Below are 22,109 nucleotides of genomic sequence, written 5' to 3' on the forward strand. Positions count from 1 at the left end.
CCAACAACCAACAACCAACAACCAACAACCAACAACCAACAACCAACAACCAACAACCAACACCTAATATCCCTCCCGTATCGCTTCAAAAATAGTCTGCATTCGTTCCTTTACTTCCGATGAGGAATGCCTAAAGTGATTGTTCATAAAACTGAAGATTAGCAACTTTCCTTTTCTGGTCCTTAAATATCCGCTTAGACAATAATTGTTACTTAGACTTCCCGATTTCGCAAAGATATAGGGTTCCTCTATTCCACCGTACCAAGATTCAACTGTTCCCGAAACACCTCCTGCAGGAAAAATACTAAAAAGCCGTTCTTGAGGCACTTCTTTATAAAGCTGGTTTAATACGTATACCATGGATTGCGGCGTGAACAGATTGTATCTTGAGAGTCCCGAGCCATCTACCCATCTTGGTTCTTGGGGTAGGTTTTTCAAATCATTTTCCAATATATACCTTTGGGCATTCGAAGTATTCAGGGTATCCGTTAGTTCTCCGGAGGCCAGGATCAATAACTGTTCCGCGATGAAATTATCGCTTTCATGCATTAGTCGAACGTAAAGGGAATCTGCATGAATTCCGTAAAGTGTTTTTTTGGGACCCTCAGGCATCTTTTTTGCCAGTGTTATCGGTTTGTTGAGTGAAGTTTCCAAAATGTTCTTTATGGTATTTCTATTTGATTTAAAAGGAATTTCCAAGGTGTCTTTTGTTCCTTTATCAAAATAGAATAGGTTTTTGTTCCGTTCCCTGTTCCACTCATTTCGAATGGTATTTACACTATCCATAAAGTAACTTGGGGATATGTTCCATTCCGGAGTATCATAAATCATGACAGTATTCCCATAAACTGGGAAGGCATTTCGTTCAGGGGAATAATACCATTGGAAATCGTCCCATGACCATCCCGGACCCCATTCGGTATCCATAAAATTCCCATTGTAAAAGGCGAGATTATCTCTGTTTTTCAAAAAATTGAATCCTGTACTATCCTTTAAATAATGGTGTAAAAAGGAAGGATCTCCCGTGCCCTCAAAGTACAATGTGTCATTTTGTTCAGTGTATCTAAGGGTGGGAATATGGTCTGGAAGGGTTTTTAGAGCAGTATATAAAGTGAAGATTTTAGTGTTACTCGCCGGTGTAAAATACTTATCACTATGATAATTATATAGGGTATCTCTGGAAATTGGATCAATCACCAAAAATCCAGTGAATTGATTTCTGTAGAAAGACGAATTAAGGGTAACATCTATTTTTTTTATTGTCTTTCTTTTTAAACTGGCACAGCTAAACAATAGAAATATCAACAAGAGAGGGATGATTGTTTTTTTCATGTAAATAAATTGTTCTTACTTGTAAATCAAAACGTTATGATATTATAATTGATTTTGTTATATTAAGGCCTGTAGACTTAAGAATCGGTTTAACATTATTTAATTGATTTTAACTTTTTGGCTACAATATTATATCCTATTTAGGGTTTAAATTTACACAACAACTAATTTAAAAACGTGTTTACATGAAAAGAACAATGTTGGAGTACAGTAAAACTGTACTACAAAAGGTTAGTTTTGATGCAAAATTATTCTACAAGGAACTCAAAAAGGCACTTGTACGATTACTACCTGAAGAGGTAGAGGAATTAAAAGCTTGGTTAGAAACTTTTATAGTGGACAAACCGGAACTTCAACAAAGTTTAATGTACTTAAAATCATAAGTTAAAAGCCACTGCAAAGTGGCTTTTTTAATTTACCAATTCCAATTGTTGGTATGATTTATTGTTTAAAAGGAAAGTGACACCTTACTTCCCTAAGGGACTGATAATCTTTACATCCTGAAATGCAATCGCACCTCTTACAACGGAGGAGATAACATCCCTAAGAGCCTCCGTAATCTGTATTTTTAGTTCACTTTTATGATAAATAAGACTTACCTCCCTGGCTGGGGATGGTTCTTTAAAATATTTTAAGTTTTCCTTTTTTTCGTCTTCCAATTCCAAAGTATTCAAAAATGGGAGAAGGGTCATTCCAAGTCCTTCATTGGACAGATTGATCAAAGTCTCAAAACTACCGCTCTGTAATTGGAAATGATCACCACCTAATTTTTTAGGAGCCTTACAGAGATTCAAAACGCCTTCCCGAAAACAGTGCCCATCCTGCAACAAAAGAATATCGGTGACATCCAAGTCTTCCACTTCAAGAGTATCATAAGTTCCCAATCTATGATTTTTGGGTACGTAGCCTACAAAGGGTTCGTAATAAAGTGGACGTTCAATGATATCATCTTCTTCCAAAGGTGTAGCCGCGATAGCTGCATCCAAATGTCCGTCCTTTAAATTTTCAATAAGGTTCTCTGTATTTTGCTCCTTTATGATGAGGTTGACCTTAGGGTATTTGGTGATGAAAGTTTTAAGAAACATGGGTAAGAGTGTAGGCATAATCGTAGGTATTATGCCCAAGGTAAAGTCTCCACCTATAAATCCTTTTTCCTGATCTACGATGTCCTTTATCCTATTAGCTTCGTTGACAATATTTTTGGCTTGGGCTACAATTTTTTCGCCTACATCGGTAACGGAAATAGGTTTTTTTCCTCGATCAAATATTTGGATATCCAATTCATCCTCAAGTTTTTGAACCTGCATACTTAAAGTTGGTTGGGTAACGAAACTTTTCTCGGCTGCAAGTGTAAAATTCTTATATTCTGCTACAGCAAGAACATAGCGCAACTGTGTAATGGTCATGTGAATGATTTTAACTATAAAGTTATCAAAACTATCAATAAATCTTATAATCGACGTCAGGTTTATTTGATATCTTTATAATGAAATTTATAATTTACTTAGGAACATATAAATACAAAGAGATGAAACTAAATAGCATAGGTTTAGAAACCGATAAATCACAAATTATTAGTAAGGAGCTAAATTTACTTTTGGCCAATTTTCAAAGGTATTATCAAAACTTAAGGGGAATACATTGGAATATCAAGGGGAAACGATTTTTTGACCTGCACCTAAAGTTTGAAGAACTTTACACGGACGCCAATTTAAAAGTAGATATGATTGCCGAACGTATTCTTACACTGGGAGGCGTGCCTTTACATACTTTTGAGGATTATATAGAAAGCGCATCGGTTCCCGTGGGTAAAAATATCACTAAAGACGATGATGCCATTCGTCTTATCGTGGATTCACTGAAGGAACTTTTGACTATTGAAAGGGGAATCTTGAATGCCTCGGACGAAGCCAATGATGAAGGTACCAATTCAATGATGAGCGATTTTATCACGGAACAGGAAAAAACGGTCTGGATGATGAAAGCTTGGTTGGCAGAGGAAATCTAAAAACTTACAGATAAAAAAATGGTCAGTTACTTAGTTCCTTCACTTTGAAACTGACCATTTTTTTTATGACCTCCAATGGTAGTTCCTCATTAAAGGGAAACTGTACGGAACCTTTCCCTCTTTTGTAACCCGCTAATTCCGCCTCAAACGCGGCATGCACAGAAGGAGTGGCATAGAACCCGAAATGATTCTTTTGTGCCGCAAAATATACCAATGGCTTCCCCTTTAATTTGTAGGCCGGCATCCCATAACTTATACCCTCCACGGCTTCTGGGGCTGTTTCTTTTACCAACTTTTTTAGTAGATGTAATTTCTTCTGAATCTCCGCTGGAAAATGGGAACTATATTCCTCAAAATTGACTGCTTTTATCATTTTTGACATATAAAAAAGAATCTTGGTTGAGAAATAAAAGTAGAAAATTAGAATCAAAAAGATAACGGCTCCCTAAAAAGGGAGCCGTTATCTTTTGTTATTGATGCTTCTTTTAGAAACGTACCCTAAATTCAAGGTCCTTATCCGCAACTTCAAACTTTGATCCGTCAAAACTTGGAGGTCCAAAGGCCATATCCCCGGAAGTGGCATAGCTTTCTTTGGGCATCCCAGAAGGTTCAAAATCCATACGCTGGTTACCGTTTTTATCATGCATCAACATCAATGCAAAAGTACCCGGCTTAACATTGGGGAAGGTAAGGGTTACTTTCCCTATAGATGCATCCTTGCTTTTATTTTGGACACCTGGTGCCTTCATAAAGGTGTCCGCTGTATGCAGTGAACCAATAATTTGTCCCTCATCAGATAATACATTTTCAATGGTTACAGTAACGGTGACTCCTTCTTGATCTTGCGCTTGCATGATCATGCTAGTAAATACTAATCCTAAAATAATTCCTAATCTTTTCATGTGTAAGGTTTTAAAGTTATTTGTTGCTTCAAATTTCAATGAACACTGTCTTTTTTTAAAAATGAAAATACCGAACTGTGGAATGTATGGAGTGAAATGTAATGTTCAAAAATCGTATCAATTCAGGTTATAAATTCTACAATTCGGTTACAAGGAATTTTATACCGTGTGTCATTCAAAGAGTTTTGTGGTGTAATCAATCAAGGAAAACAACATGAAAAAAATTAATCTATTTATCATTCTTTTAATCGCCACGGGAACATTTGCCCAAACCGTTGTTTCGGGAATCGTAACGGATGCCGCAAAAAAACCAATAGAAGGCGCAAATGTCTATTTGGAAGGCACCTATGATGGGGCCTCCACGGATGCCCAAGGATATTTTAGCTTTGAGACCACTGAGACGGGCACACAAAACTTATTGGTTTCCATGCTTTCCTTTGAACCGTTTTCACAAGCCGGGGATGTAACTTATTTAAATAACCTTGAAATCACACTGTATGAAGCACTTAATGAGTTGACCGGTGTCACCTTGACGGCAGGAAGTTTTAAGGCGGGCGATAACTCCAAGGCATCTGTTCTAAAACCTTTGGATATTGTTACCACCGCAGGCACAGCAGGTGATTTTGTCGCTGCTTTAAGGACGTTACCAGGGACAAGCACCGTAAATGAAGATGGGCGATTGTTCGTTAGGGGAGGTGCTGCGGGAGAGACCCAGGTTTTTATAGATGGATTACGTGTGTTTCAACCTTTTAACGCTACTACGAACAATATGCCCACCCGAGGCAGGTTCTCCCCATTTCTTTTTAAGGGAATTACCTTTAGCACGGGGGGATATTCAGCCGAATACGGACAAGCGTTATCCAGTGTGCTGCTTTTGAATACTACGGATATTCCTGATCAGGAAAAAACGGATATTTCCATAATGTCTGTAGGTGCGGGTCTTGGTCATACCGAAATTTGGGGGAAGAAGTCCCTTTCCATAAACACAAGTTATACGAATTTGGGCCCATATCAATTCTTGGTACTATCCGACCAGGATATGCGTTGGAACAAACCTTACGAATCCGTTGCAGGAGAAGCGGTATTTCGCAGTCAGGGCGAAAGTAGTATGTTTAAATTTTATACCGGTTTCAACCATTCCAATGTAGAGGTGGAACAACAGGATATCAATTTTGAGGAATACGTACCCTATGGTTTAAAAAACAACAATTTCTATTTGAACAGTTCATATAAAAACTATTTTGAAAATGAGTGGACCCTTACTTCCGGAGCTAGTATTTCTATAGATAAAAACAATGTGGATATCCTAGAAAATTCCATTGATTCCAAAGAAGTGGCCGCACACTTAAAGACCAAGTTGGGCAAAAAATTCAGCAATAGATTTCAATTAATGTTTGGAGCGGAATATTTCAATCAGCAATTTGACGAACAGTATACGGATTCCAATGCCGATGTTTTTTCCTATGGTTTTAAGGATCATCTTTTTAGCGGATTTGCCGAAACGGATATTTACTTAAGCAATCAATTTGCGATGAAACTCGGTGGCCGTTTAGAGAAAAGCAATCTTCTTGATCAGATTACCTTTTCACCAAGAATGGCCTTGGCCTATAAGAGTAGTGAGAAAGGGCAATTTTCGTTGGCCTATGGAGATTTTTACCAGAATCCGTGGACTGAATACTTAAAATTTGACCAAAACTTGGAAACCGAAAAGACCTCTCACTATATATTAAATTATCAGTTTTTGGATAATGGGAAAACTTTTAGGGCAGAGGCATACTACAAGAATTATGACCAATTGGTAAAGTTCGATACCGAAATGCCACAGTTCAATTCAATTTTCAACAATAGCGGTGGGGGATATGCTTCTGGTTTGGATATCTTTTGGAGAGATAATAAAAGCATTGGCAACCTTGATTATTGGGTATCCTATTCCTTTTTGGATACACAAAGGAACTACAGGAATTTTAAGGAAAAGGCAACTCCTAATTTTGCTCCTAAGCATAGTTTGTCCTTGGTCACAAAGTACTGGATAGAGGATTTGCGCTCTCAGGTAGGCATTTCTTACAATTATGGGTCTGGGAGAATGTACAACGACCCTAATAAAATGGAGTTCCAGAGCCAAAAGGCAAAGGCTTATAATAATCTTAGTGTAAACTGGGCCTATCTATTATCACAACAAAAAATCTTATACTTTTCCATAAGTAATGTAGCCGGATTTAATAATGTGAATGGATATCAATACGCCAATACGCCAAATGACATGGGGACTTATGAGCGAAGGACCATACGACCCAACGCGGATACATTCTTCTTTGTGGGATTCTTTTGGACCATCAGCCAGGATAAAAAAAGCAACCAATTGGATAATCTTTAACTAGAAGTATCGCTTGGATATATAATGGTCCAAGCTATATTTTCCACCTCCAAAGCCCATAAAAAAGAGCCCTATGCAGAAGAAAAAGAAAACGGGAAGGACATCCCATGAGCCGTCCCAAATCCTAAAAAATATACCCATAAACATGGTTAGGAAAACAAAAAATGAGGTCATGCGCGTGTTTAAACCTACAATTAACAAAAGACCTCCAAAGGCTTCCATAAAGCCAATGGACCAAGCAAAAAACTTGGGCAAAACATCAAAAGGATATCCGTGAAATGCTATATAATCAACAAATGTACTGGATACCTCAAATAGGGATAATTGCATATATTCCGGTGTCCAAGGAGTTCCAAACTTGTCAGGGGCATATACAAAAGCCAATAGGGCACCTGTTATAATTCTAGGCAATAGCAGAAAAAGATTGGGCAAGAATCCATCTGCCTTAAATGGCCTAAGTAAGTATTTAAAAAAACTTAAAAGGTGAACCATAATCAAAACCTTTCTACCCGTTTAAAGATTGGAATTTTCTTAAAGAAAAACCAAATTTTCAAAAAATATTTCAATTATCGGGATGAGTGAGATATTTTGTGGGAAGCTTGAAGTTTTCCACAAAAAGCTGATTGGGTGCTAATTTCCAATAACGGTTATGAAATAAATAAACCTATAGGCAGTTTTGATTTCTTATTGAATACCATTCCGGTAGGACATGATATGAACCCTTATGTCAACTTGCTAAAACGTGATGCAAATATGGTTATCGTAGGAGCGGCGGAACCTTTGGACCCACTTCATGGTGGCGGATTGATAATGGGCAGAAAAAGTATTGCCGGATCTTTGATAGGGGGTATTAAGGAAACCCAGGAAATGCTCGAATTTTGTGGGAAGCACAATGTGGTTTGCGATATAGAAATGATCAACATCCAGGATATCAATGACGCGTATGACCGACTTCAGAAGTCCGATGTTAAATACCGATTTGTAATCGATATGAAATCGCTCAAGGACAGTTGATATTTTTTTGGAAGCAATCAAATTGCCGCTGCAATGCTGTGCTTTTTAGATTATAAAATCACTTTCAATTATTGGGAGGTGTGCCAAACCACTTCGCGATGACGTTTTCGGCGGGCTTGTAGCGGGGTGAAAAATCAATATCGGTTTGGGCCTCCTCAGCAGTACTCCTGTTTTGCCATTGCCAGATATAAAGTCCGGCAAACCAAGGTTGATTCCAATTTTTTCTGAACATGGCTTCATAGGCCAACTGCTGCGTCATATCCGACTTCTTTTCGGTCAGCGTGCTAAAATACGAACCCCATTCCCACGGTTTTATGGTGGCATCCGGGGTGCTTTTATAGCCCACTTCCGTAAAAAGAATGGGCTTATTGTATTTTTTGTGTACCGCTTCCAAAACCTTTAGGTGCTTGTCCCAACCTTTCTCTATGCTTTCCAAGTTTGGTAGTTTTTCCTTGGTCAGCGGAAAATAGGCTTGGATACCAATATAGTCCAACTGGTCCCAGAAATCTATATGTTCGTATTCATCGTGCCAATTGGCGGCATACGTTAATTCACCGTCGTAAATGGCGCGAATCTCTTTGATCAGCTGCTCCCATTTTTCAGGCTGATTTTTTATGGAAGTCCTCAATTCCGTCCCAATGCAAAAAAGCTCCGTATTGGTTTCCTGTGCAATTCTGGCGTACCTTAGCATATTTGATCGGTATGATTCAAACCATTGGTCCCATTCGGTTTTGTTCTTTAATTTAATGTTGGCACGCCAACCTTCGCTCATCCATAAATGGGGCTTAAGATGTACATGCAAGCCGTTTTTGTGCAGATCGTTGATGGCCTTTATAAAACTTGAATCCCTTCTGCTATAGGTTTCCGAAGCATCGGGGATTTCCATTTGTGAGACGGTTTCATTTTCCTGATGTAAAAATGGAATGATCGCCACCCACTCCACGTTCGCCCGTATCAATTGGTCAATAGCCTCGGTATTATCCTCGGACCAACCAAAAACACTTGCGCCTCGTTGCTTGCCGTCCGTTTCATAAAAATGGTTTGCCCTGCCCGTTTTGTTTATGGCAGTATGGTCCCACTGAAAATTGTGTCCCTCGTAGGCGTTAATATAGACCACGGTCTTAAATCCAACGATTAGAAATACCAAAGGCATTATAAAACATAGTGAGAACTGCCGCCATGCCGTAGCGCTTCCCTTTTTTTGCCCCACCTTTATAAAATGGACGATTACAAAATAGAGTAGGCCAAAAAGTATAAAAAGAATATGAAAGCCAATAAGGATAAACTTTCGTGAGGCCAGATCTAGGAAAAAGGAAACATATTCTGAAAAGCTACCATTACGTCTGGAAAATCGGATAAGGAAGTATACCAAGGTTACTACCCATAACACTAGGTAAAGAAACAAAAGATGTTTGACCCTCTTTTTCATTCTCCTTTATTTTTCTTCCATCTTAGTGGCTATGGCCTTTGCACCCGCATCACGTTCTTTAAGCTCAGATATAATCTTGGCATGGTCCTTTTCCCTTCCCTGGGAAAGCTTATAAGTAGCCTGGATATCCGTTATCCTTATCTTAAATCCCACAACGCCCCTAATCTGCGCCATGGTTTTATCGGACATATCGTGCAATGAAATGGGATGTTTGGAATCACTTTCGTATTTGTCCACTAGCTTGTGCATGGAGGCCAGAACTTCTTCTTCGGTTAAAATCGTAATGAGTCCATATACATGTACGGCAATATAATTCCAGGTGGGTACTTCCTCATCGGTATACCAGGAGGAGGAAACATAACTATGTGGTCCATTAAAAATGCAAAGCACTTCATCACTGTCATTAAAACTTTTCCATTGCGGATTGGCTTTGGAAATATGGCTAACCAAAAAATCGGTTCCATGTGTATCGGTAACCAATTCCATAGGAATATGGGTGGCCCAGTGTTTTCCATCGACCTGATTGATCAAGATTCCAAAACCGTTGTTTTCTATGAAATCCCGCACCTGGGAAATGTCCTCATTTTTATAATGGTTGGGAGTATACATAATGTAAAGTTAGCAAAACATGGATTCAGGTAACAATCAAATTAAAAGCGTCAAGGTGTTTTAGAATGGAAAGGTATATTCAAGGGAACTAAAAAAAAATTAAGATGCCATTTATAACAAATAAAAAAGCAAAAGAAGCTGTTGATATATTCTATGAGGACTATGGAGAAGGACAACCGGTGATTCTAATTCACGGATGGCCCCTGAGTCGAAAATCCTGGGAGCACCAGGTTTGGAAAATCGTTGAAGAAGGATACCGTTGTATTTCCTATGACCGTAGAGGTTTTGGAATTTCCTCGGCCCCTTGGGGAGATTATGACTATTCCGCATTGGCGAGCGATTTGGATACCCTTATTGAAGGCTTGGAATTGGATAATGTTGTAATTGTCGGATTCTCCATGGGAGGCGGCGAAGTGGTCCGATATTTAACGGATTATGGAAGCAAGAAAATAGCGAAAGCGGCCTTGATCAGTTCTATAATTCCGTTGGTCAAGAAAAAGGATGATAATCCGGCGGGGGTACCCGAAAACGTATTGGACAATATTAAGGAAGGTCTGCAAAAGGACCGTGTAGGCTTCTTAAAGAACTTCCATAAAGGCTTTTACAATTACGATGATAATAAGAACAAGGTAAGCGAAGGACAGTTGGAATATGATTTCATCATTGCTTCCCACGCATCACCACGAGCTACCATACAAACAGCCTTGGCATGGATGCACACCGACTTTAGACCCGAACTCAAAAATGTAAACGTTCCTACCTTGGTGGTTCATGGCGATGCGGATGAAACCGTACCCATTGAGACCTCTGCGGAACAGGCGGCCAAGGGAATTTCAGACAGTACCTATGAGGTAATCAAAGGAGCACCCCATGGTCTCAACGTTACGCATTCTAAGGAATTGAACGATATCTTGATTTCTTTTCTGAAGAAATAAAGATCCGTATATATTTTCATAAATCGGACCCTAAAAAGGGTTCGATTTTTGTTTTAAATCCATTTATAGCATGAAATTTGGCCGTATTTTTCTCTTCCTTTTGATAGGAATCGCATTGGTGACCTGTAAACAGGTACGGAGAATTACCGATGTGGTTACAGATCCTACTGCCAGGGAATTGTATAGGCGCAATTTCGAGGAAGATTCCCAAGGTTTCAAGAACTGGCAACGTGCCTTTGAACAAGCCTTACTTGACAGTTTAACCATTGAATTACCGTATGCGGAAAGGGGAATTAGGGATTCTTGGCAAAATCGTACGGTGGGGTACCGCTTCCTTCTGGAGGAAGGAAGTTTGTTGTATGTGCAAGCGGAAACGGATACCATTTCGCAACCCGTTTTTCTGGATCTTTTAAAAATCCATTCGGATAGCTTGACTACGAGCGATGTTATCAAAAGCAATGACCCAGCAACCAAGAACCTTGAATATCAAGTCGGGACTACTGGCAAATATCTTCTTGTGGTACAACCTACCATAGGGTTTACTGGAAGTATAGATTTAATACTATATACTTCACCATCCTTTGGCTTTCCGGTGGCTGGCAAAGATTATAGCGCCATTCGCAGTTTTTGGGGTGCGGAGCGCGATGGCGGGGCGAGAAGCCATGAAGGCGTGGACATCTTTGCGCCTAGAGGAACTCCCGTGGTGGCCGTAAAAGAAGGTAGGATTACCTTTACTGGAAACCGTGGATTGGGAGGAAAGCAGGTTTGGCTTCGGGAAAGTTTGTTTGGCAAATCGGTTTATTATGCGCACTTGGATAGCATATTGGTACAAGGAGGAAGTCGGGTTAAAAGGGGGGACACTTTGGGGCTGGTAGGAAATTCCGGTAACGCGCGGACAACCGCTCCACATCTTCATTTTGGTGTGTATGCCAGTGGAAGAGGCGCCGTGAATCCGCTACCTTTCATAAAACGGACGGATTCCATTTCCATTAATTCCATTACCCAGCCCAAGGATGCACGAGCGGTAGTGTCCGGATCGGTGGCAAATCTTCGACAATCGCCTACCTCCAAAGGGTTAAAAATTGGTTCAGTGCAGCGAAACGATACTTTAAACATATTGGGGCACACCCAAAATTGGGGGCATGTTCGTTTGCAAAACGGCCAACGGGCCTATATCCATAGAAGCCTTTTAAAACCTTTGTAGTTTTTTGGTGTTACAATGACTTATAGAGGCAGGACCCTACTACATGGAAAATTTAAACATAGCAATTATATAGTGTAATTTAATGATTAGGATTTATGGTATATTGGAGGTAAATATGGTAAAAACACTTAATATTTAAACTTCTTGCTCGTAGAACTAAATATCACCCAGAATTTAAAAAGCCAGTTTGAACATTATTTTAAGCTGGAGTTTCGGGAAGGGGAGTACATGCTTCACCCTTCCATCGGTGGGGGTAGGGGCATGCGGTTTCTGGAGTTTCCCGGCCAAATGGAATTTTATCATTTTAAAAAGTCCTTTTTCAAAACTCCCATACAAATGAAATCCGTTAATCCCCAGGGTTCTGAATGGTTACTTATTCATATCAATTTATCCAATACACAACAGAACAAAAAGGCCAATGACGAGAACATTGCCTTTCAAAAACACCTCCCCATCGGTATATTGCTCTATGGTGCTGGTTTGGAAATTGAAACGCTCCTACCTCCCAATATAGAAATGGAGCTTGCTTCGGTCCATTTTCATCGTTCCTTCCTCGATACGTATTTTGATGATTGGAAATCTATTATAGATTTATCCAAGAACATCATTTACGAGGACTTAGATACTACCCTGGAAACAGCACTGTACAAGGCTTTGGGCAGTATTGATGATAAAATGGCCTGTCATTCCCATGTGCTACATTTTATGCATCTTTTTATTAGAAAACTTAGTTTGCATGCCCAATCCAGAACACATAATGAGTTACATACGGATGATGTGAAAAATTTATTTGCTGCTTCCATATATCTTAGGGACCCATTGGCCGAATCCTACCCCTCTATAAATGAACTTGCGGCCATTGCGAATATGAGCAATACAAAATTCAAGACCTTGTTCAAACAACTTTTTGGAAGTGCCCCACAACAGTATAAGACCAAAATACGTATGGAATATGCCCGGGAAGAACTATTGACCAATCATCGCACTGCCTCGGAAATAAGTCGGGAACTGGGATATTCACATCCTTCCAACTTCTCCGCTACCTATAAAAAATATTTTGGGGAATTGCCATCGGCAACCAAATAAAAAGTGTCTTCTACCAATATACATCGGTCTTTTATCAATAAAAAATAGGCCAGACTAACTTCTATCTTGCTGTTGCAAAAGAAGTTGTAATGAAAAAGTTTCAAAAGGCACATCTTTGGTTAACCATTCCCTTTTTAATTGCCTTTTTAGGTTTTTACTTTTCCTATTGGAGCACCTTCAAAGAGGCCAGTTTTCAACAGCACCTGCACGGACTATCCGCTACGGCCTGGTATGTTTTGTTAATCGTTCAGCCTTACTTATACCAAAGGTCCAATATGAACCTGCACCGTATTTTGGGAACTATCGGATTATTTTTGGCAGGAGGTGTGGTTTTTTCAGCCCTGCAGATTATTCCCAACAATCTAAAGTTGGAGAATATTTCGGAAAACCTCCGATATAGCTTTGTATTTGCCGATTTTGTTTTTGTGTTTGGATTCTCCTATTCCGTGGTTATGGCGATTTTAAAAAAGAAAGATGTAGACCTGCACGCCCGATACTTATTTTCGAGCACCTTTTGGGTCATGCTTCCCGCTTTGGCAAGGCTTCTATATTTCCCCATGCTGGTCGCATATGGTTATCCAACCCCCATTTCGTTTAACCAATGCGTGTATCTTGCCAGTGGGCTGATTATTCTTGTGCTCTGTATTTTGATTTATGCCGATTTTAGAAAGGAAAAGAGAATTTATTCGCCCTATGTTTTGGTTGCCATTACCTCCTTAATAGTACTCTTGCTATGGGATTATTTTGGTGAGGCCGATTGGTGGCGAAGCTTTTGCCATACTGTTTTACAGTAATTTTCCAATAATATGAAGCCACAAATTACACATGCAATTTGCCGATATTAATTTTTTATAGGATTTTTAATGTGCATACGCATATTTAAAAGAGTGGATATAATTTATTTCCCTACGGATGTAAAGTCGGAATAGTATAATCATGACAGAAATAGAAATCCTCAATAAACAAACGGAAACCGCCTATGACTGGACGCATAGGCTGATGGACTCCGTTCCCGCTGAGAAATGGGAAATCATCCCCGAAGCTTTAGGTTCAAATTTTAGTTGGCAAATAGGTCATTTAGTGGTGAGTATCTACTACCATTCCATAATGACCACGGTAGGGCATTTACCGGAACTTTTGGAAAAAATGGACCTAAGGTCGTATACCAAATTATGTGGTTACGACACCTTTGCCCAAGAAATGAAGGGAACTTGGACCCCAGCCGAGCTTACGTCCGATTTACAACGGATGCAAGACAAATCCTTGGAGGTCATCAACTCGTTGTCGGAATCCGACTTGTGGCAACCCGTGGAACCCACCAAAGTGCCGCACCCCGTGGCTAAAACCAAGTTTGAGGCCATTGATTGGAACATAAAACATACTATGTGGCATTGCGGACAAATGGCAACTATCAAAAGATTGGTAGATAAACCTTACGATTATGGACTTGAAAGGAGGAGTTGAGCCAAGACCATATATTTCCCATTTTCCTTGCCCAAATCAAATATTTGTACGATTTTTAAGGTACTTCCCCAGTATTTAAATTCGTGTTTTACACCATGTTGCTATTAGTAACACGACTTATTTGACCAACCACTGACCCATGGCAAAATTCTTTAGAAAAATTAGACTGAATTTACTTTCCGAAGGAAAAACTGGAAAGTACTTAAAATATGCCGTTGGAGAAATCATTCTTGTTGTTATTGGGATTTCCTCAAAGATGCCATCTTTACAGGAATTGGACATCGCCACGGATAAAAAATTATTATCCGACCTATTCGCGACAAAAATGATGATCGGTGTTCAAAATGAGTTGATATTGGATACACAAAGCCGAAACCAGGAACTTATAGCTCTAGTGGAGGCCGAATTAAAAAAATAACAACCTTCAATAAAAACATACTTTATGAAACTTGGAAAACTACTTTGGATTATTGGTTCCGTTATGATTAATATCACGGTAGGGATTTATATCTATTTGTCTAGCAAAGCTCCGCTAGATCCAGTGGAAAGGCACGAATACGTCAATGATAACTGGCAGATATATGGAATGCATTGGAAGGCAGAATTTCTATTTATGACCATGATCGCTATCGGTGCCTTGTATTTTGCCTTTAAGTTGAAAGAAGTTAGTTGGGCAATTATTTCGGTGGGGCAGCTGATACTACTTACCACATACCCCATTATGCTTGGTGGCTATCAAAACACCACTTTTGAAATGTCGGAGATGGCAAATCAAATGGCGACGGTGGTGTTTGTTTTTGGTAACCTCATATTTCTAGGTGGTTTACTAAAATTGTATATAAGCGATACGTATTTGAAAAAATGGTTGAAATGGACGGCAATCGTGCTCTCAGGAATAACATTTTTAACCTTTTTTATTACCTATGTGGATATCATAGATTGGCAACAAGCCTTGATGATCGGTCCTCTTATTAATATCCTTTACTTGATAAACGCCTTCTACGGAGCAAAGATCAAAGTAGATTAAATAATCAAGCAGTAGGTTTAGTTAAAGTTGCATCATATTGCACTGTGAGCGCCGTTGAAGAGGAGTCTAAGGCACATATTTCCCCCTTTTCCTTGCCGAAATAGATAATTTATAGGAATTTTAGTCGCTATATGGGTAGTTAAAGCAGGTTATATAAAATATGAATACTAGCCTATTGGGAAAAATATTAATCATAGCATGGCACGGAATAAAGAATTGGCGGGTAGACTAACGGAAGTACTGTTAAGCGGACGCTGGATTGCAAATACCAATTACAAGGAGCTATTGGAGGATGTAACCTGGGAACAGGCCATGCAAAAGATAGCTGGATTGAATTCGATTGCCGCGCTGACCTTTCATGTGAATTATTATCTAGCCGGTATTATAAATGTATTCAAGGGCGGGAATCTTGAGATACGGGACGCCTATAGTTTTGACCACCCAAAAATTGAATCTGAAAGGGATTGGGAAAGCCTGAAAAGTGATTTTATTAAGAATGCGGAGATATTTGTCAATGAAGTTTCCCGCCTTACTGAAAACACACTAAACTCCACATTTGTGGATGAAAAATATGGTACCTATGTGCGGAATATTGAAGGCGTTATAGAGCATAGCTATTATCATCTTGGTCAAATTTCGTTGCTTAAAAAGATGATTAAAAGTAGGTGATTGAGCAGCCTGCCCTGAGCTGCGTTAAAAGATTTGGTGCCTGAGCGCGGTCACTGAGCGGAGTCGAAGGCACATATTTCTCAATTTCTTTGTCCAAACCAAATTTTATAGGACTTTTAAAGTACTTCCCCTAAAATAGAAATAAACGTACCTTAGGTAAGTTTAAACACTTGTTGTACAGAAGCTAAAAACGAAATCAATAAAAAAACGCGAACAATTATGAAAGTACAAACCATTTATGTCAACTTACCTGTGACTGACATAGAAGTAACAAGAGCTTTTTGGACAAACCTTGGGTTTAAGTTTAATGAAGACTTTTGCGATGAAAACACATTGGCGTTGGAATTAAACGAAGGGACAATTTACGCTATGCTCTTAAAAAAGGACAAATTTTCGACATTCACGGACAGACCGATAGCAGATAAATCGACCACTCAAGTATTGATTGCTATTCAAGTTGAGAGCAAGGACAAAGTGCTTGAACTTGTTAAGCTAGCAAAAGATAATGGTGGGACTAGTTATAAGGAACCTGCTGACCACGGATGGATGTATTATGACACATTTGCTGATTTAGACGGGCATCAATGGGAACTGATGTTTGCGGATATGTCAAAAATGGAAAATTAAAAAGCCAACAACCTCACCTGATTAGTGCTTTAGCGCGGTCATTGAGCGGAACCGAAGTGGAGTCTAAGGGGAGTCGAAACCACCTTTGGCAAAGCCAAACCCACGTATTTCCCCTTTTCCTTGCCCAAACCAATTTTTTATAGGACTTTTAAAGTACTTCCCTCTAAAATAGAGATATACGTACCTAGGTAAGTTTATACAATTGTTGTGCTTCATTATCCGAAACCGCTAACCAATGATAAAATTCTTTAGAAAAATTAGACAGAAACTACTCTCTGAAAACAAATTCAGCAGGTATCTTATTTATGCCATTGGAGAAATATTTTTGGTTGTGATAGGGATTCTCATTGCATTGCAAGTAAACAACTTCAATGAAACAAAAAAAGATGTCAAAAAGGAACAAATCATTTTAACTCAATTAAAAGAAGTTTATCAAGCCAATCTAATCCAATTAGAACAGAAAATGCTAATGAGAGAGAATATCGTCAAATCTGCTCTAAATATTTATAAGGCTATAGATAATCCCAACCAAATTTCTCGAGCTAGTTTGGTAAAGTCAATAGCTGAAATAGATATTGACCCAACATTTAATCCAGTACAAAGTGATTTGACCAATTCTGAAAATCTTCGTTTGATAACAAATCAAAATTTAAAACAGTTATTATCAAATTGGTCATCTGACATAGTTACACTTCAAGAACTTGAATCAATTTGGACTAATCAAATGTACCAACAGCTAGAACCGTTTATCAGAGAATTAGGTATTTCGAGAGAAATTGCTAACAACTTTGTAAATAATACTGAACATATTTGGTTATTAGACGATAATAAAAAAAAGTTAGAAATTCCAAGCGGTAATTCACAGAACACAGTTTCTAAAATGAATATAATTGATAATAAAGAATTGGAAGGTATGGCTTCATTTGCAATAATATACAATCATTCTGCTAATGCTCAATCTGAAGCATTAATAATAAGAATTAAGCAAATAATCGAATTGATTGATAAAGAAATTGATTAAAAAAATAACGAAAGCACAACAATGTATAACCGCAATTACGGCAGATTCGACTACGTCCGAATCCATTCGGAATTGCTTACGTCAGTTCTAAACCGAAAATTAACGCATATTAACCCGTAACTGACGGTTATACGAGACCGTTCCGCTTCATTCCCAATAACTATCGGAACCAACTAATAACCAATGATAAAATTCTTTAGATTATCGAAACTAAATTTTGCAAAGCAAAATCAAATGTCCGGTGGACATTTGGTTGAGATAGCCGCTTGCGGAAGAAAAAGAAACCTGAAATATGATTAAGTTCTTCAGACAAATAAGACAAAACCTACTTTCCGAGGGTAAAACAGCAAAGTATCTTAAATATGCAATTGGAGAGATAATTCTGGTGGTTATCGGTATTTTAATTGCTTTACAAATTAACTCTTGGAATGACAATCGCAAGGCAAAAATCGTGGAAAACAACTTCTTTGCCAATGTCCTACTCGACTTGGAAAAGGATGATGAAAAGCTTAATTATTACCATAGGTTTCACCAAAAGAGAATTCAATATTTAGATACACTTTTAACGTATGTTAGAAATCCGAATCGGACCATGGGTATTGAAAAATTTGGTATGTATGTAGAACCTTTGTTTTATTCAACAAATGCTACCAATTACGCAACGACATTCGAATCGGCTAAATCGATGGGCATTTTCAATAATTTTCGTGAAAAAGATATCGTAAAAGAGCTCTCTCAGTACTATGCCGACTTTGTTTTAGTAGAGAATTCTTTTAGCGCAATAACAAGAATAGTTGAAAATCAATTTGAACCTTTAATGTATACATTACCAGAAGGTTATATTACGGAGACTACGGGGACATTGGTAGTTAGTGAAGAGGATGTACAGAAGTTCTATCAGAAGGTCTCGTCAATAAAGGACAATCGAGACATTACCTATGATTATGATAGGATTTTAAAAACGTCAAGCTTTGAAAATTATTTGATCGGGGATATGGGGAGGTCGTATGGAGCAATTGGTATCATAGAAACTAGAAAGTCGATTTTAAATCGATTATTGGAACGTATAAAGGAACACGACTAAATTAAAAATAACAAAAGCCCATACCTTTTTACTCCGTTGACGAAGTAGCCTGCACTGAGCCTTTCGGCTAAGCTCAAGGTAATCTAAAGTCGAAAGGGAGTCGAACGCACATATTCCCCCCTTTTAATTGTACAAACCAAATTTTTATAGGACTTTTAAGGCACTTCCCCTAAAATAGAAATAAACGTACCTAGGTAAGTTTATACACTTGTTAGCAAAAATTTAAAACCAACCGAAATGAACAAAATAATTCTAATATCACTAAGCATAATTTTTACTTGTAATTCAATTTTCGGACAAACGAACGAAGAAAAATATGCGAAAGATGTGCAATCAATAGATGCAATAATTAATGCATATTATGATGTTGTTTCAGGTTCGAGTAGTGACCCTTGGGAATTCGAAAGAGATAAATTTATTCATTCAGAAACTGCTGTAATCACAAGACTGAACGAAAATGGAAAAGCGGAATCACATACTCTTGAGGCGGAATATATACCAATCGGATTATCACCGAAAGAGGATTTTTACGAAAAGGAACTAAAAAGAATAGTAAACAAATATGGAAATATTGCCCAAGTTTGGAGTGCATTTGAAATACGAACTGACCCAAATACGGAATCTAATATTAGAGGACTGAATAGCATTCAACTTCATTACGAAAATGGAAGATGGTTTATTGACAGTTGGACTTGTGAAATGGAAACTGAAAAAAGTTCCGTAGTTACTGAATTTATGAAGAATCGATAAAAAACTTTTGCTAATAACTAGCGTTCGTGTGGTCGGTACGACCCAGCATGAACGTCGTGTTGACTGAACCGGTTCTCTGTCGGTCAGCCTTCTATGGGTATTGGTCTGTTTTAGGATGGGTTATTTAAGGTCTGCACTTGAACCGTATAGTGATTTGGAGGTCTTGTTTTTCTCCCGAGTATGTCCATCACTTCTTAAATTCTATTGAACCTCCTGTTTTTGGGGTATTTTGGCCGCTTTTGCTTGGTTTCGGACATAGGCTTCCCTATCCCGTTCAAAGGGCGTTTATTTTCTTACTGTGCTTTAGTGTATTTTTTAAGTTTTGTGATCCAGTGTGCCGGTGGTCCCCGTGCGGTAAACGTATGCAGGGTCACCAGTTCTCCCTTTTTACAAGATGGGCAGATTCGGTGTTGCAGGGGCGGTTTTTCTTGGAGCTGTACCTTCCCCAGGGTTTTACCCAAGTGGTCAAGACTTTTGCGTTTATGGTAAGCACTTAATATCCCATAATGGCGGATGCGCACAAACCCCTTAGGGAGTATGTGCAGGGCAAAGCGCCTGATGAATTCAGTATCGCTCAGGTACATCAGGGATTTGTTTCCCCCGTGGCGGTAATCTTTTACCGAAAACACCACGCCGCTGTCATCCAGGTTTTTGATTCGGTGGTTGCTGATCGCAATTTTATGGGTATAGCGACCAAGGTATTCCACTACCTGAGGTGGCCCTAAAAACGGACGCTTGCAATAGACGACCCACTCTTTTTTGAACAGGCTTTGGTAAAGGGCCTCTGGTTGTTCTGTTTTAATTTTTTTACGTAACCCTGCAACAAAGCGGGCACGGAATACCTTGCTCATGGCCTTGACCGGGAACAGGTATTTCCCCTTGTTCCGGGCAGGTTTCCACTTACCACTTTTGGTTGCCCCACCACCGGGCACGATACAATGCAAGTGCGGATGCAGGGACAGGTTCTGTCCCCAGGTATGCAGGATGGCGATCATCCCGGGACCGGCACCTAAAAACTTAGGATTGGAAGCAAACCCCGCTATGACTTCCCATGAAGTTTTGAACAGCAGGCCATACAGCAGTTTGGGTTCGTACAGGCACAGGCGGTTGAGTTCTGAAGGCAGGGTAAATACCACGTGGAAGTAAGGAACGTTCAAGAGCTCTTCTTCCCGTGCCCTGATCCATTGTTCCCTTTTGTGCCCCTGACACTTTGGGCAATGCCGGTTGCGGCAACTGTTGTAGCTCAGGTGCAAGGTATTACAGGATGGATTCGTGCAGTGGTCAATGTGACCGCCCAGGGCAGCCGTACGACATTTGCGCAGGGCGTGCAGGGTCCTTAGTTGCCAGCTGGTGGCACAACAGTCTGCTAAAGACTCCCTGTTGCGATTTAATACCTGGGCCACTTCGTGAGCAGCGGATGCCATTACTCTTTGTAGAGCCGATCCAGTGGACTGAAAGGCTTTTGCCTGCCCAGTTGTGCCACGTGAAGGTAGGTCAGTGTGGTCTGTATATCTGCGTGCCCCAAAAGGTCCTTTACACTCATAATATCCAAGCCCATTTCCAGAAGGTGGGTAGCATAACTGTGGCGCAGGCTGTGGGTGGTCACTTCCTTTTGAATACCACTATGTTTACGGGCTTCCCGTACAATCCAGCGAACCCCTTGGGTAGAAAGCGGGACTGGACGCCCTTCGGTATTGTTCCCAGTGAAGCACCAGGTGCAAGGATTTTCTGCCGCAAGATATGTTTTAAGTCCGCGGATCTGCATCCTCGACAAGGGTACATACCGATCTTTCCTGCCTTTGCCTTGGCGGACGTGAAGCATCATACGATCAAAATCCAGATCTTTTAACTGTAGGTTGCACAGTTCAAAACAGCGCAGTCCGCAGCCATAAAGCAGCGCCAATACCAGACGGTGCTTCAGTAGTTTTGGGGCTTTTAAGAGTTGCTTTACTTCCCTACAACTTAAAACTACAGGGAGTTTTTTGGGACGCTCAATAGCGGGGAGCATTACCTGCATCTCTTTACGATTTGATATCCGGTAGGCATACCTCAGACCATAAACGGTATGCTTGAAGAAGCTGCTCGACGGGGTCTTGTGCCGGGACTTTAAAACATGTAGATAATCCAGCACCTGTTCTTCATCCAGATCGAGTGGACTGCACTTAAAATGCAGGGCTATGTGTGAAAGACAGCGGGCATAGTTGGTCAGGGTGCTTTGGCTTTTGCCCGATAGTTCAACAGAACGTTTTAGTTTGAGATACAATTCCTGGAATTCTGGAACACGTTCACAGGCTCGTTCGATCAGGGTACTACTTTTTTTTCATAATTTGCTAAATATTAGTTTTATACATCTTAAAGGTAGTGAATGGAGATTTAGATAACTCCTGAAGCTACCTTTAGGTTTAGTTCAACAATGTATAACCGCAATTACGGCGGATTCGACTACGTCCGAATCCACTCGGAATTGCTAAGGTCCGTGCCAAACCGAAAATTAACACATATTAACCCGTAACTGACGGTTATATGAGACCGTTGTGCTTCATTCCCGATAACTATCGGGACCAACTACTAACC

At 39.6% G+C, this 22,109-nt stretch carries 24 protein-coding genes and 1 pseudogene; 16 read left to right on the forward strand and 9 right to left on the reverse strand.

The annotated features are described in order from the left end of the window. Positions 1 to 63: 63 nt before the first annotated feature. Positions 64 to 1,332, reverse strand: coding sequence for a D-alanyl-D-alanine carboxypeptidase (locus CJ263_RS16950; protein WP_094998355.1), 1,269 nt, complete (start codon positions 1,330 to 1,332; stop codon positions 64 to 66). A gap of 185 nt (positions 1,333 to 1,517) precedes the next feature. Here CJ263_RS16950 and CJ263_RS16955 point away from each other — a divergent pair, with 185 nt between their 5' ends. Then, the gene (locus tag CJ263_RS16955) at positions 1,518 to 1,715 is read left to right on the forward strand and encodes a hypothetical protein (RefSeq protein ID WP_094998356.1); all 198 of its coding nucleotides are present in this window, start codon (positions 1,518 to 1,520) and stop codon (positions 1,713 to 1,715) included. 84 nt (positions 1,716 to 1,799) lie between these two features. Here the strand turns inward: CJ263_RS16955 and CJ263_RS16960 are convergent, their stop codons facing one another. Then, positions 1,800 to 2,738: a hydrogen peroxide-inducible genes activator gene (locus CJ263_RS16960; protein WP_094998357.1), complete on the reverse strand. Its 939-nt coding sequence runs from the start codon at positions 2,736 to 2,738 to the stop codon at positions 1,800 to 1,802. Between the two features lie 122 nt (positions 2,739 to 2,860). Between CJ263_RS16960 and CJ263_RS16965 the strand changes: the two genes are divergently transcribed. Then, a complete protein-coding gene (locus CJ263_RS16965) occupies positions 2,861 to 3,340 on the forward strand; it encodes a Dps family protein (protein ID WP_094999286.1) in 480 nt (159 codons plus the stop codon). A gap of 22 nt (positions 3,341 to 3,362) precedes the next feature. On the opposite strand, the gene CJ263_RS16970 is transcribed toward CJ263_RS16965, so the two are convergent. After that, the gene (locus tag CJ263_RS16970; protein ID WP_229702462.1) at positions 3,363 to 3,713 is read right to left on the reverse strand and encodes an iron chaperone; all 351 of its coding nucleotides are present in this window, start codon (positions 3,711 to 3,713) and stop codon (positions 3,363 to 3,365) included. Between the two features lie 112 nt (positions 3,714 to 3,825). After that, the gene (locus CJ263_RS16975) at positions 3,826 to 4,242 is read right to left on the reverse strand and encodes a DUF2141 domain-containing protein (protein WP_094998359.1); all 417 of its coding nucleotides are present in this window, start codon (positions 4,240 to 4,242) and stop codon (positions 3,826 to 3,828) included. Positions 4,243 to 4,456: 214 nt separating this feature from the next. On the opposite strand from CJ263_RS16975, the gene CJ263_RS16980 reads away from it, so the two are divergent. Beyond that, entirely contained in the window at positions 4,457 to 6,616 is a 2,160-nt protein-coding gene (locus CJ263_RS16980; RefSeq protein WP_094998360.1) for a TonB-dependent receptor, read from the forward strand. Here CJ263_RS16980 and CJ263_RS16985 read toward each other — a convergent pair whose 3' ends face one another. Beyond that, positions 6,617 to 7,108 carry a DoxX family protein gene (locus CJ263_RS16985; RefSeq protein WP_094998361.1) on the reverse strand — a complete coding sequence of 164 codons (492 nt, stop codon included), beginning with the start codon at positions 7,106 to 7,108 and terminating at the stop codon, positions 6,617 to 6,619. Between the two features lie 126 nt (positions 7,109 to 7,234). On the opposite strand from CJ263_RS16985, the pseudogene CJ263_RS16990 reads away from it, so the two are divergent. After that, positions 7,235 to 7,630, forward strand: a pseudogene (locus tag CJ263_RS16990) (zinc-binding dehydrogenase); the annotation flags it as partial. A 64-nt stretch (positions 7,631 to 7,694) separates the two neighbouring features. On the opposite strand, the gene CJ263_RS16995 reads toward CJ263_RS16990, so the two are convergent. Both CJ263_RS16995 and CJ263_RS17000 read right to left on the reverse strand, forming a co-directional pair. Next, complete coding sequence (locus CJ263_RS16995) at positions 7,695 to 9,059, reverse strand: glycoside hydrolase family 113 (protein ID WP_158657188.1); 1,365 nt, start codon at positions 9,057 to 9,059, stop codon at positions 7,695 to 7,697. Between the two features lie 6 nt (positions 9,060 to 9,065). Next, positions 9,066 to 9,668, reverse strand: a complete 603-nt coding sequence (locus CJ263_RS17000; RefSeq protein ID WP_094998363.1) for an FMN-binding negative transcriptional regulator — start codon at positions 9,666 to 9,668, stop codon at positions 9,066 to 9,068. A gap of 104 nt (positions 9,669 to 9,772) precedes the next feature. Between CJ263_RS17000 and CJ263_RS17005 the strand changes: the two genes are divergently transcribed. From CJ263_RS17005 to CJ263_RS17060, 12 genes are all read left to right on the forward strand, one after another. Beyond that, positions 9,773 to 10,603, forward strand: a complete 831-nt coding sequence (locus CJ263_RS17005; protein WP_094998364.1) for an alpha/beta fold hydrolase — start codon at positions 9,773 to 9,775, stop codon at positions 10,601 to 10,603. 70 nt (positions 10,604 to 10,673) lie between these two features. Beyond that, positions 10,674 to 11,807 (forward strand): M23 family metallopeptidase, encoded by a 1,134-nt coding sequence (locus CJ263_RS17010; protein WP_094998365.1) that lies wholly within the window; start codon positions 10,674 to 10,676, stop codon positions 11,805 to 11,807. A 144-nt stretch (positions 11,808 to 11,951) separates the two neighbouring features. Continuing rightward, entirely contained in the window at positions 11,952 to 12,893 is a 942-nt protein-coding gene (locus CJ263_RS17015; RefSeq protein ID WP_094998366.1) for a helix-turn-helix transcriptional regulator, read from the forward strand. An 89-nt stretch (positions 12,894 to 12,982) separates the two neighbouring features. Beyond that, entirely contained in the window at positions 12,983 to 13,687 is a 705-nt protein-coding gene (locus CJ263_RS17020; RefSeq protein ID WP_094998367.1) for a hypothetical protein, read from the forward strand. Positions 13,688 to 13,829: 142 nt separating this feature from the next. Further along, positions 13,830 to 14,357, forward strand: coding sequence for a DinB family protein (locus tag CJ263_RS17025; protein WP_094998368.1), 528 nt, complete (start codon positions 13,830 to 13,832; stop codon positions 14,355 to 14,357). A gap of 139 nt (positions 14,358 to 14,496) precedes the next feature. Next, complete coding sequence (locus CJ263_RS17030; protein ID WP_094998369.1) at positions 14,497 to 14,775, forward strand: hypothetical protein; 279 nt, start codon at positions 14,497 to 14,499, stop codon at positions 14,773 to 14,775. A gap of 24 nt (positions 14,776 to 14,799) precedes the next feature. Next, entirely contained in the window at positions 14,800 to 15,384 is a 585-nt protein-coding gene (locus CJ263_RS17035; protein ID WP_094998370.1) for a hypothetical protein, read from the forward strand. Between the two features lie 198 nt (positions 15,385 to 15,582). Beyond that, complete coding sequence (locus tag CJ263_RS17040) at positions 15,583 to 16,053, forward strand: DinB family protein (RefSeq protein WP_094998371.1); 471 nt, start codon at positions 15,583 to 15,585, stop codon at positions 16,051 to 16,053. A gap of 219 nt (positions 16,054 to 16,272) precedes the next feature. After that, on the forward strand, positions 16,273 to 16,680 hold the full coding sequence (locus CJ263_RS17045) for a VOC family protein (protein ID WP_094998372.1): 408 nt from the start codon (positions 16,273 to 16,275) through the stop codon (positions 16,678 to 16,680). A gap of 235 nt (positions 16,681 to 16,915) precedes the next feature. Next, positions 16,916 to 17,701 (forward strand): DUF6090 family protein, encoded by a 786-nt coding sequence (locus CJ263_RS17050; RefSeq protein ID WP_094998373.1) that lies wholly within the window; start codon positions 16,916 to 16,918, stop codon positions 17,699 to 17,701. 292 nt (positions 17,702 to 17,993) lie between these two features. Further along, positions 17,994 to 18,785 carry a DUF6090 family protein gene (locus CJ263_RS17055; protein ID WP_094998374.1) on the forward strand — a complete coding sequence of 264 codons (792 nt, stop codon included), beginning with the start codon at positions 17,994 to 17,996 and terminating at the stop codon, positions 18,783 to 18,785. Between the two features lie 237 nt (positions 18,786 to 19,022). Beyond that, positions 19,023 to 19,535, forward strand: a complete 513-nt coding sequence (locus tag CJ263_RS17060) for a hypothetical protein (protein ID WP_094998375.1) — start codon at positions 19,023 to 19,025, stop codon at positions 19,533 to 19,535. A gap of 293 nt (positions 19,536 to 19,828) precedes the next feature. Here the strand turns inward: CJ263_RS17060 and CJ263_RS17065 are convergent, their stop codons facing one another. Both CJ263_RS17065 and CJ263_RS17070 read right to left on the reverse strand, forming a co-directional pair. Beyond that, entirely contained in the window at positions 19,829 to 20,959 is a 1,131-nt protein-coding gene (locus tag CJ263_RS17065; RefSeq protein WP_094996498.1) for an IS91 family transposase, read from the reverse strand. Beyond that, positions 20,959 to 21,798 carry a tyrosine-type recombinase/integrase gene (locus CJ263_RS17070; protein WP_308423278.1) on the reverse strand — a complete coding sequence of 280 codons (840 nt, stop codon included), beginning with the start codon at positions 21,796 to 21,798 and terminating at the stop codon, positions 20,959 to 20,961. Before CJ263_RS17070 ends, CJ263_RS17065 begins: the two co-directional genes overlap by 1 nt. Between the last annotated feature and the right edge of the window lie 311 nt (positions 21,799 to 22,109).

Origin of the sequence: Maribacter cobaltidurans, from assembly GCF_002269385.1 — a bacterium.
GTDB classification, from domain to species: Bacteria; Bacteroidota; Bacteroidia; order Flavobacteriales; family Flavobacteriaceae; genus Maribacter; species Maribacter cobaltidurans.